We start from the raw sequence: 10,034 nt of genomic DNA, 5'->3' as shown, positions 1-10,034 counted from the left end.
GGCTGCACGATGTCGAAGCCGCGGGCGACGACCACGATGGACGCGTTCAGGATCTCCGTCGTCGAGCCGGGCGGCGTCGTCATCGGGTTGTCGTAGTTGATGCTCCGGTATTCCATGACCATGCCGCTCGCCCGCACGAGGTCGCCCTCGAGCGGCGGGCTGGTCATGAGGTTCGGGGAGTACACGTTGAGGCCGTACTGCTCGAGGTCCTCGATGTACATGCTCGTCTTGCCGGCCTGGAAGATGCCCGGCGGGACCGTCGTGAAACCGACGACCGTCGCGTCCTCGCCCCACAGCGGCGAGTACCCGTTGTCGTCGTACGCCTGAACGTCGGCGATCGGCGTGATCGCGTCGTGGTAGCCGAAGATCTGCAGGGAGGCCGTCGGCATCACGTTGCCCGCGCGGTCCTCGACCCCCTGGATCGTGAGCCCGTACGACTGGTCCGGCGTCTGCGGGTCGGTCCTGAGGAGCGCCGTCCGCCCGTCGCGCGAGAGCCACGCCTCGAGCACCGAGATCCCGCCCGTGGCGACGTAGGAACCCGCGTCGGTCGCGGTCTCGGGGTCCATGGGCTCGCTGAAGGTCACCGTCGCGAAGACGTCGGCCACGGACGCGGCCGACGACGCCGACGGCGCGCCCACGTCCACCGGCTGGTTGACCGCCCTCGGCGTCGGCGTGGACGCGAGGAAGAGGTCGTCGCGGCTCGAGTCGGTGTCCGTCGAACTCGCGTCGCGGCCCAGCGAGTAGCCCTGCGGCGGCCCGGGAACCCACGCATCGTCGCCGCTGCCGAGCCCGTCGAACGACGCGCACGGGTCCTCGAGCCAGTAGACGGGGTCCCGGTACTCGACGGCGTCCACGAGGTTCGCCCTCGTGCGGTCGGAAGAGAGGAACACGGCCTCGTACGACGGCGTGTTCACCTTGAGCGTGCCGTTGCCGTCCGGGCCGCCGAGAAGCCGGATCTCCTGCGACACGGCAGGGTTGCCGTTCGGCGGGGTCACGAGGATGAGGTTGGGCGTTCCGGCGTGGTCCACGTCGCCGTGCGTGCTGTCGAAGAGCTCGTAGTCGGGGTAGAAACCGAACACCGGCTGGAACCCCTGCGAAGCCGACCTCCGCGCGTCCTTGGCGACGACGAGGTAGCCGCCCGCCGCGATGCTCGCGCCGGACGGAAACTCCCAGAGGTTCACGCCGCCGCACACGCCGGAGTCGTCCATGTCCGTGAGCACCCACCCGGAGAGGTTCACCGCCTCGGCGCCGGGGTTGTGGAGCTCGATGAACTCCGAGCGGTCCTGGGAGTCCGCACCGTGCGCGTAGAGCTCGTTGATGAGCACGGCGCCCGCGGTCGCGAGCGCGCCGACGCCGACCGACGGCTGCCGCTGGATCGGCGTGAGGACGCCCCCGGCCACCGCGGTCGTGACCGTGAACGCGCCGGTGCCGGCCGACGAGGGCGGCACGACGCCGACGAGCCTGATCGTGCCCGGGGACCCGTACGCGAGCGACGCGCCCGCGACCGTCACGAGGCCCGCGCCGGTGCTGTCGGCGACGACCGACGCCCCCGCGAACGCCGGGCCGCTGAGCGTCGCGTCGCGCGCGAGGCCCGAGAACAACCACCCCACAGGCAGGCCCACCGAGAGGCGCGTGAGCGCCTCGCCTTCGCCCGTGAGCGCGAAGGACATCGTCGTGGGTTGCCCCGCGTACACGCGGTCCGGCGACACGGCGCAGAAGCCGCTGCCGGAGCCGAGCGCGCGCGCGTCCGCCCTCGACGGAGGGAGGATGCCGTGTCCGGGCTGCCCTCCCACCGCTCGGATGTCGGGAACGACGACGCCGTAGAGGTCGAAGGCGTTCGCCGGCCTCGGCGAGCCGTTCACGTCCGAGTCCACGTCGAACCAGATCCAGCACGAGCCGCTGCCGTCGGCGACCGTGGTCGCACGGTCCGCGGTCTGGACGGCGGAGGGCCACTGGCTGGGGAACGGCAGCGTCACGCCGCGCACGACGGCGTAGCTGCCCTCGTAGTCCTCTCCGCTCGCCATGACCTCGGCCGCCGTGAGCTCGACGGGGGCCGGCACGGGATTGCCGCGCGAGGTGATGCGGATGCGCGAGCCCGGCGCGCCGCCGGGGTTCACGAGGATGAACGTCCTCTTGCCGTTCGCCACCGACACGCGGCCCGTGACGAGGACGCTGTCACCGGCCGCCACGAACGGCGACGCCGTCAGGTCCTGGATCACGTTGACGCCGCCCGTCGCGTCCTGGATGTAGATGTCGTTCCTGCTCGCGAGGAGCCCCGTCGGGACCGTCACCACGCCCTTCACCGTCACCATCTGGGTCCACAGCGCGGGGTGCCCGTCGTCGTCGTCCGCGTTCACCTCCGAGATCGGGACGACCTGGGCGAGCGCGGGCGGCGCCAGGAGCATGAAGGCCGCCGTCAAGAAACAGAGTCTTCGCAGCATGGTCATGGCCCTTTCACCTGAGCTTCGCGCCGACGACCGCCGGCGCGGTGGCGACGCCGGCCGAGCCGTCCTCCTCCGTGATCTCGAACCGAACGATGTACACGCCCGGGACGACGAGCCTTCTCAGGTCGTCCCGCCCGTCCCACCCCCTGATCCGCTCACGCCCGAACTGCGGCAGCGCCGACCGGCCGTTGTACTCGCAGTCCACGAGGGACCGGACGACCCTGCCCTGAAGGTCGTAGACGGTCATGACGGTCCTGCTGCGGTCAGGCGCCGCGTAGCCGATCGGGAAGACCTCGCCCACGTCCGGGTAGAACGGCTTCGACTCAACCGAGAGCTCGGCCTTGGGCGCGTACACCGGCGCCGTCGTGTCGGGGATCCCGCCCTCCACGATGTCGCTCTGGTACCGGGGCACGAGCTCGTAGCCGTCGAAGTACGGCGACGTGCGGTCGTACTGGAGCACGACGCCCGTCACCGTCAGCGTGTCGCCGCTCCGGTACGGGGCGAACGTGATGTTGTCGTTGAAGTTGCGGAACACCTGGACGTAGCCCGTGTTGTCGCCGAGGTACATCGTGTTGTTGAGGTCGTTCTCAAGGACGATGCCGTACGTCCGCACGAACCGCCCCTCGCTCGACTCCCGCGCGATCTCGTCGATGTACAGGAGCGTCGGCTGCGGCTCCGGGTGACCCGTCGAGAGCAGCACGATGCGGTCCACGCTGTCGCAGAAGATCTCGGTCGTCGCCCCCGCTCCCGACCCCGGGCTCACGTACTCCTCCACGACCCCGGTCACCTGGACCGAGTCCCCCAGCGCCAGCACGGACCCGAGCGGCGTGTAACAGAACACGTTCACGCCGCAGTCGCCCTGCTGCACGTACATCGAGCTGTACTGCGGCTGGAAGATGCCGGGCGGAACGGTGATCTGGCCGCGCACGGTGACGAGCTGCCCCACGAGCGGCGAGAACCCGATGGCGTTGTACGCCTGGATGTCGCAGACGGTCACGGCGCGCGCGCCGGCAGCCGCGGCGAAGACGCACGCTCCCGCGGCGATGCTCGCGATCCCTCGTCTGATCCTCGGTCCCATCAAATGCTCCCTTCGTAGCGTCAGGGTGGCCCCGCGGCCGTCGCGCGTCCGCGCCCTAGCGAGCCGCCAGTGCCGCGTTCACCGCGGCCGCCGCGGCGGCAAGCGCCTCGCCCGGCGTCTTGTGCTTCCTGAGGGCGCTCTCCACCCCGGTCTCCTCGAGCGTCTTCCGCCCGGCGTACCACCCGGTCGCCCGCGGCTCGTAGCCGGCGAACTCGAACTGGTCAAAGACCTCCCGCCACCCCTCCACCTCCTCGAACCGGCGCGTCATCACAGGCAGGTCCATCGCGCTCATCCTGACGGGCGCGTATCCCGTCGCCGCCGCCCACCGCGCCGTGATCTCCGGACTCGTGAACCACTTGACGAACTGCCATGCCGCGTCCTTGTGCTTCCGCGGCGCGTCGGCGAAGATGGCCACGTTCGTGCCGGCGACGAGGCAGCCGCGCTGCGTGCCCGCGGGAAGCGGCGCGGTCGCCATCTGGAACGCGTACTTGCCGTGCATGAACGACAGCGACACCGTCGAGCCCTCGATCATCCCCACCTTGCCCGCCTGGAAGTCGTTCTGGTACTCGTAGCCGCTCGTGACCTTTCCGTACTCCGTGAGGAGCTTCACCATGAACTCGAGCGCCGCGACGCCCTCCGGGCGGTCGAACGCCGCCGCGGTCCCGTCCGGCGTCAGGATCGAGCCTCCGTTCTGAAGCAGGAGGTTCTGGAACATCCACGCGTCGATGCGCCCCGCCGTGCCCCACTGGTCCACTCCCCCGTCGCCGTCCAGATCCATCGTCAGGCGCCTGGCGTACTCTATGTACTCGTCCCAGGTGGCCGGCGCGCGGTCGAGCCCGGCCGCGGCGAAGAGGTCCTTGTTCCAGTAGAGGGCCCGCACGCTCTTGTTGAACGGCACGGAGTAGAGCACGCCGTCCCACGTGTTGTTCTCGATCATCCCCGGCAGGAAGTCCGCGAGCTCCTCGGCCGTAAGCCCGCTCGGGCCGCGCAGGTACTCCGTGAGCGGCTCGACGCTCCCGTTCTCGATGAGCTCGGCGGTCCACGCCTCGTAGACCTGCGCGAGGACCGGCGGCTGGCCCGCCGCGACCGCCCCCATGATCTTCTGCGACAGCGCCTCGTAGTTGGCGTTGCCGATGGAGCGGATGTCGGAGCCCGGGTGCGTGCGGTTGAACTCCGCCACGAGCACGTCGAGCGTGTCGCCCAGCGGGCCGCCCATGGCGTGCCAGAACTGGACGCCCGGGTCCTTCTTCCCGCAGGCGCTCAGGAGGAGCGCGCACACGACCATCGCGAGGACCGCGCACGCCAGCATCTTCTTCATCGCAACCCCCGATCGTGCTACCCCTTGATCCCCGAAGTGGCAAGACTCTGGATGATCTGCTTCTGCGCCATGAAGTACGCGACAACGAGCGGCGCGATCGAGAACACCGCGGCCGCCATCATGAGCTCGTGGTTGGTGCCCTGCTCCTGCGCGAACCGCGCGAGGCCGACCTGAAGCGGCCGCACGCTCGGCGTGTTCGTCATGACGAGCGGCCACAGGAACGAGTTCCACGTCGAGACGACCGTGAAGATCGAGACCGCCGCGAGGGTCGCCTTCGAGAGCGGAAGGACGATGCGCCAGAGGAACGCGAACCGGCTGCACCCGTCGATGATCGCGGCGTCGTAGAGGTCGTTGGGGATCGTCTTGAAGTGCTGCCGCAGCAGGAAGATGCTGAAGATGTACGCGAGCCACGGCACGATCATCGCCTGGTAGGTGTCGATCCACCCGAACTTGGCGAGGATGATGTAGGACGGCACGAGGTACACGGGCTCCGGCACCATCATCATCGAGAGGAACAGGAGGAACACGGCGTCGCGGCCCGGAAAGCGCATGCGGGCGAACGCGTACGCCGCGAGGCACGACGTCACGAGCTGCCCCGCGAGCGTGCAGAGGACGACGAACACGGTGTTCAGGTAGTAGCGCGCGAACGGCGCCTGGCGCCACGCGGCTGCGTAGTTGCCGAACCTGAAGCGGACCCTGTTGTGGAGCTCGTCGAGCGGCACGGTCATGGCCGGGCCGCCCTCGGCGGGCCGCACGACGGCCGTCCCCGCGCGCCCGTCGCGCGAGGCGACGTAGACCTCCCGCCACTCCCCGTCCGCGCCGCGCACGAACTGCCCCGTGGGGATCCACGTCGGCGGGAAGGTCAGGATCTCGATGGGCGACTTGAGCGACGTCGTGACCATCCACAGAAACGGCATGACCATGATGACGATGCCGAGCCACAGGAGCGCGTACACCCAGACCCGGCGCGCCGCGCGCCGCGCCCGGTGTCCCGCCGCCGCCCTCGCGCCGGCCGCTCGTGCCGCGCCGCCTGCTCCCGCCTCGGCCGCTTTCACTGCCGCGTCCGCCATCAGTAGTGCACCCTCTGCTCCACGACCCTCCGCTGGAGGAGCGTGAGCGACAGGATGATCGCGAAGAGCACGAGCGCCACCGCGCTCGCGTAGCCCATGTTCCCGCCGGCGTCGAAGCCCTTCTCGAAGAGGTAGTACACCGTGACCTTCGTCGTGCCCATCGGCCCGCCGATGGGCGGCCCGGTCATGAGGTAGATCTGCGTGAACACCTGGAACGACACGATGGTCGTGCTGAGGAGCACGTAGAAGGTCGTGGGCGACAGAAGCGGCCAGGTGATCCGCCAGAACATCTGCCGCGGGCTCGCGCCGTCAATGCGCGCGGCCTCGTAGTACTGGTCGGGGATGTTCTGGAGGCCGGCGAGGAAGATGACGATGTTGTAGCCGATGCCGCGCCACACGGAGACGATGACGACGGCGACGAGCGCGAGGCTCGGGCCCGCGAGCCAGCCGGGCCACCAGGTCCATCCGGCGGCGCCCGCGATCATGTCGAACACGCCGCGCGGCTCCTCGAGCCACTGGAGCGCCCTGCCCCCCGAAAGCGTGATGACGTAGTTCAGAAGCCCAAGCCGCGGGTGGAAGATCCACTTCCACACGACCGACACCGCGACGAGCGACGTGACGACCGGAAGGAAGTAGACCGTGCGGTAGAACCCGAGCGCGCGGATCCGTTGGTTGAGGAGCACCGCGGCGAAGAGCGCGAGGAAGAGGCTCAGGGGCACGACGCCGATGACGTAGTACGCCGTCGTGCCGAGCGAGCTCCAGAACACCGGGTCCTGAAAGAGGCGGGTGTAGTGCGCAAGGCCGATGAACCCGCGCAGCCGCCCCATCCGCACGTCGAAGAAGCTCACGAGGAACGCCGAGGCGATGGGCGCGAGACGGAAGACGGCGATGATCGCCGCGGCAGGAACGAGGTACAGGACCGCCGTCGCGGGGTCCATGAACCTCTTGCGCCTGAGTTCCGTGAGCCAGTCCATCGCATGCTCGCGCGCGGCCGCCGGGCGGCCGCGCTTCGGCCTACCAGCTGTGCTCCTCGACGACGATCTCGACGACCTCGCCGTCCGTCACCGCGATGAGGTGCCCGTAGCAGGGCGGGGCGTCTCGCGGCGTGTTCGGCACGACCCGGTCCGTGACGAGGTAGTCCGCCTCCACCGCGCGAATGCCCTGGAGGACGATCTCCTTCTCGAGGGCCGCCTCGACCATCGCGTTCGAGATGAGGGCGACGCGCGGGGAGACGTTGTCGAGCCAGAGCTCGGACGAGGCGTCGTTGTTGCCGTGGTGTCCGATCTGGAGGACGTCCGCCTTCGTGCCGGCTCGCCCGTACGCGTTGATGACGGAGTACTCCGCGAAGAACTCGGCGTCCCCGGTCGTGATGAACGACACCCCGCGGAACTCGATGCGCATCACGATGGAGTCGTTGTTGCCGTTCATCCCCTCGCCGCTCGTGCTCCCCTCGTCCGGGATGAGCCCGCCCAGGCCCGCCGCGAGCACCTCGACGCGGAAGCCCGGGGTGTCGTCCCAGTCGAGCGCGGGCGTGTTGTCGCTGCTGTCGCCGCGGCGGACGTAGGTCACGGGGATGCCGTAGGCCGTGAGCTTGCTGGCGACGGCCGGGATCATCGGGCTGAAGAGGTAGGTGGTGTCGGGGACGATGAACTCCGAGACGCCGAAGCGCTCGAGGATGCCCTGGCTCGCGGCGTAGCCGCCGTAGTGGTCGCCGTGGTGGTGCGTCAGCACTGCCGCGTCGAGGTAGCTGATGCCGTGGCCGTGGAGGAAGCTCACGACCCTGTTCAGGTGCGGGTCGCGGCCCGCGTCAATGAGCACGTTGGAGCCGCCGGGCGTCGTGAGGGCCATGGAGAGGCCCCACCCGACGTTGATCATCGCGAGCGTCATCCGCTCGCCGGTGAACGCGGCGCCGGCGACCGTCACGGGCATCGGCACGTCGCTCCCGTAGGCCTCGTTGCCCGCGCGGTCGCGGCTGCGCACCCGAAGCTCGTAGGACACCCCGTCTTCCATCCCCAGGAACGTCGCCTCGTGGGCCGTCGCGTGCGTCTTCGTGGCCTCGTAGACGTAGCGGTCGCGGGCTTGGCCTGCCGGACCGTACTCGAGCACGCAGAGCGCCGGCTCGTCGGTGGTCCAGACGGCGCGGCCGTCCACCACGGTGAAGCTCGTCACGACGGGGGGTTCGCGGTCCTGCGCGGGATCGAAGGGGTTGACGCCCCGCTCGCTGCAGGCGGGAAGAAGCAGCAGCGCGAGGGACACCGACGCCACGAGGAAGAGTCTGGCTCGTCCCATGGGTCCAAGCTCCTTCTGTTCGTTGCGAGAGGCGGGTTCGGCCCGGCCGCCGCGGCGGCGGCGAGGCACGGGGAGTGTACGGCAGGAGGGGGCGGGAGTCAAGGGAGGGAGGGGCGGGGGGCGGGCGGGCCGCCGCGATGCGGGCGTTGATCTGGGTCACGGTCCAGGGAGCATGCTCCCCCGGACACAACGGGACCCCGTCACAGATGGCAGGGTCCCGAGGGACCGGCCCTGATGCTGGCTGCTCCATGCTACTGCCTGTAGAGGGCCTTGATGCTGCTCCAAGTCGCGGGGCTCACGGGCGTTGGACCCTCATTCAGGTACGCGAACGTCTCCATCGCGTACCCAACCATGACAACAACGAGCAGGTCGAGATCTCCATCGCAGTCGAGGTCGGGCAGCGCGAGGCCCCAGCGACTGCCCGGAGGAAGCGCAATCCCCGTGAGCATGGCCGGGTTCTCGACGAAGCTCCATGACTGTGGAGTGCCCACGTTCTCCCAGCACGTGAGCGGGGTGTCTGTGCTGAACCCCAGGAAATCCAGATCACCGTCTCCGTCCAGATCTCCAAGCGCGATCGACGCCGGCGGCGGGAGGTAGACTGGGGGAATGTTGACAGAGCTTCCTCCCCACACTGGCGCCTGCGGCGTCCCGACGTTCTCGCGGAAGAACGCCCCCGCGCAGCCTGTGACCATGATCAAGTCGAGGTCCCCGTCACCGTCGAGATCCGCCAAGAACGGCACCGAGTAGTTCGCGCCGCCTTGGAACATCGAGGGATCGTACTGCCACGCGGGTACCTGCGGGGTCCCCACGTTCCAGAACATATGCAACTGCGGCTCGAAGCACCCGTAGATGAGATCAAGGTCCCCATCTCCATCGAGGTCTCCCAGCGTGGTCTGGCGGTATGAGCAGCTCGGAGTGCCTGGGAGCACGCCCATCTGGACCCGCCAGACCGGCGGCCCCGGGCAGCCCCCGTCGTTCCAGCACACGAAGTCCGAACCGCGAGCTATGTCGGCATCACCATCGGCGTCGAGGTCCCCCCAGGTGATCGAGCTCTGGATGCCCTGCGGAGCCTGCTCGTGCGCTGGTGTCCAGTACACCTCCGTCGCAGTCGCGGCGCCGCATCCCAACATCATCAGAGCAGCCGCCACTGTCATCGCCATGGCAGTGCGTGCCATATGTATCACCTCCGTCCGGGCACTCGACGCCACCGCGTCGGGTGTCATCTCCGGACCAGCGCTCCGTGTCTCACCGGTCGTCGTCCCCCGGCGTGTACCACACCCGCAGGACGGGGACCTCGCTCCCCGCGCCTTGGCCATCCGCCTGCCCGATGGACCCAGGCGAACCGCACTCGACCGCCGCAAGCAGCCCGCAGTTCGCAAGCGCGTCGGACGCCCATGCAGCCACAACGTCTGTCACGTCGAACCTCGCCGCCGAGCTCTCGCCGGGCTCCGCGAACCAGACCGCCTGCACGGACGCATCGTAGTCGCCGCCCGGAGTCGTCCACGCCCCGTCCCAGTCCACCGTGCCGCCGTCCCACTCCGCCGTCAGCGGATACGCCTCCAGCGGCACGCGGCTCGCGTGCCCGTCCGACGACACCGGCGCCCTCAACTCAAGAACCGCGAGGTCCACGCACCCCGTCCTCAGCTCCCCAGGGATCGCGAACCGCACGAGCATGCGCCCCTCCGGTCTCGGACCGTCGCTCTCGATGTACCCGACGTCCTCAGCCGTGAGCGTCAGCCTGGCCGCCTCAGCGGGCTGACTTGCCGCCAGAACCAGGAGGCAGCACGCCGGCAACCACCACCGTGCAGAACCGATGCCAGCCATGGCTCCGCCCT

8 protein-coding genes are annotated in these 10,034 nt (G+C 69.3%); all 8 read right to left on the bottom strand.

What is annotated here, in order from left to right; genetic code table 11:
* On the bottom strand, nucleotides 1–2,447 hold a 2,447-nt coding region (locus FJY74_08590), incomplete at its 3' end, for a lamin tail domain-containing protein (GenBank protein MBM3308370.1).
* Nucleotides 2,448–2,454: 7 nt separating this feature from the next.
* On the bottom strand, nucleotides 2,455–3,522 hold the full coding sequence (locus FJY74_08585; protein MBM3308369.1) for a hypothetical protein: 1,068 nt from the start codon (nucleotides 3,520–3,522) through the stop codon (nucleotides 2,455–2,457).
* Nucleotides 3,523–3,577: 55 nt separating this feature from the next.
* Nucleotides 3,578–4,840, bottom strand: coding sequence for an ABC transporter substrate-binding protein (locus tag FJY74_08580; protein MBM3308368.1), 1,263 nt, complete (start codon nucleotides 4,838–4,840; stop codon nucleotides 3,578–3,580).
* Between the two features lie 17 nt (nucleotides 4,841–4,857).
* Nucleotides 4,858–5,910, bottom strand: a complete 1,053-nt coding sequence (locus FJY74_08575; protein MBM3308367.1) for a carbohydrate ABC transporter permease — start codon at nucleotides 5,908–5,910, stop codon at nucleotides 4,858–4,860.
* Nucleotides 5,910–6,848, bottom strand: coding sequence for a sugar ABC transporter permease (locus FJY74_08570; GenBank protein ID MBM3308366.1), 939 nt, complete (start codon nucleotides 6,846–6,848; stop codon nucleotides 5,910–5,912). The genes FJY74_08575 and FJY74_08570 overlap by 1 nt, the downstream gene beginning before the upstream one ends.
* 76 nt (nucleotides 6,849–6,924) lie before the next feature.
* Complete coding sequence (locus FJY74_08565) at nucleotides 6,925–8,199, bottom strand: MBL fold metallo-hydrolase (protein ID MBM3308365.1); 1,275 nt, start codon at nucleotides 8,197–8,199, stop codon at nucleotides 6,925–6,927.
* Nucleotides 8,200–8,450: 251 nt separating this feature from the next.
* Entirely contained in the window at nucleotides 8,451–9,374 is a 924-nt protein-coding gene (locus tag FJY74_08560) for a VCBS repeat-containing protein (protein MBM3308364.1), read from the bottom strand.
* 70 nt (nucleotides 9,375–9,444) lie between these two features.
* Nucleotides 9,445–10,023, bottom strand: coding sequence for a DNRLRE domain-containing protein (locus FJY74_08555; protein MBM3308363.1), 579 nt, complete (start codon nucleotides 10,021–10,023; stop codon nucleotides 9,445–9,447).
* Nucleotides 10,024–10,034 lie beyond the last annotated feature (11 nt).

The organism is Candidatus Effluviviaceae Genus I sp., assembly GCA_016867725.1.
In the GTDB taxonomy this organism is placed as follows: Bacteria; Joyebacterota; Joyebacteria; order Joyebacterales; family Joyebacteraceae; genus VGIX01.
This window is presented reverse-complemented; position numbering and strand designations above follow the sequence as displayed.

Bases quoted from the DNA above. Each gene is read 5' to 3' on its own strand.
- FJY74_08580 (MBM3308368.1), bottom strand. From the start codon at position 4,840: ATGAAGAAGATGCTGGCGTGCGCGGTCCTCGCGATGGTCGTGTGCGCG.
- FJY74_08560 (MBM3308364.1), bottom strand. From the start codon at position 9,374: ATGGCACGCACTGCCATGGCGATGACAGTGGCGGCTGCTCTGATGATG.
- FJY74_08565 (MBM3308365.1), bottom strand. From the start codon at position 8,199: ATGGGACGAGCCAGACTCTTCCTCGTGGCGTCGGTGTCCCTCGCGCTG.
- FJY74_08575 (MBM3308367.1), bottom strand. From the start codon at position 5,910: ATGGCGGACGCGGCAGTGAAAGCGGCCGAGGCGGGAGCAGGCGGCGCG.
- FJY74_08585 (MBM3308369.1), bottom strand. From the start codon at position 3,522: ATGGGACCGAGGATCAGACGAGGGATCGCGAGCATCGCCGCGGGAGCG.
- FJY74_08570 (MBM3308366.1), bottom strand. From the start codon at position 6,848: ATGGACCCCGCGACGGCGGTCCTGTACCTCGTTCCTGCCGCGGCGATC.
- FJY74_08555 (MBM3308363.1), bottom strand. From the start codon at position 10,023: ATGGCTGGCATCGGTTCTGCACGGTGGTGGTTGCCGGCGTGCTGCCTC.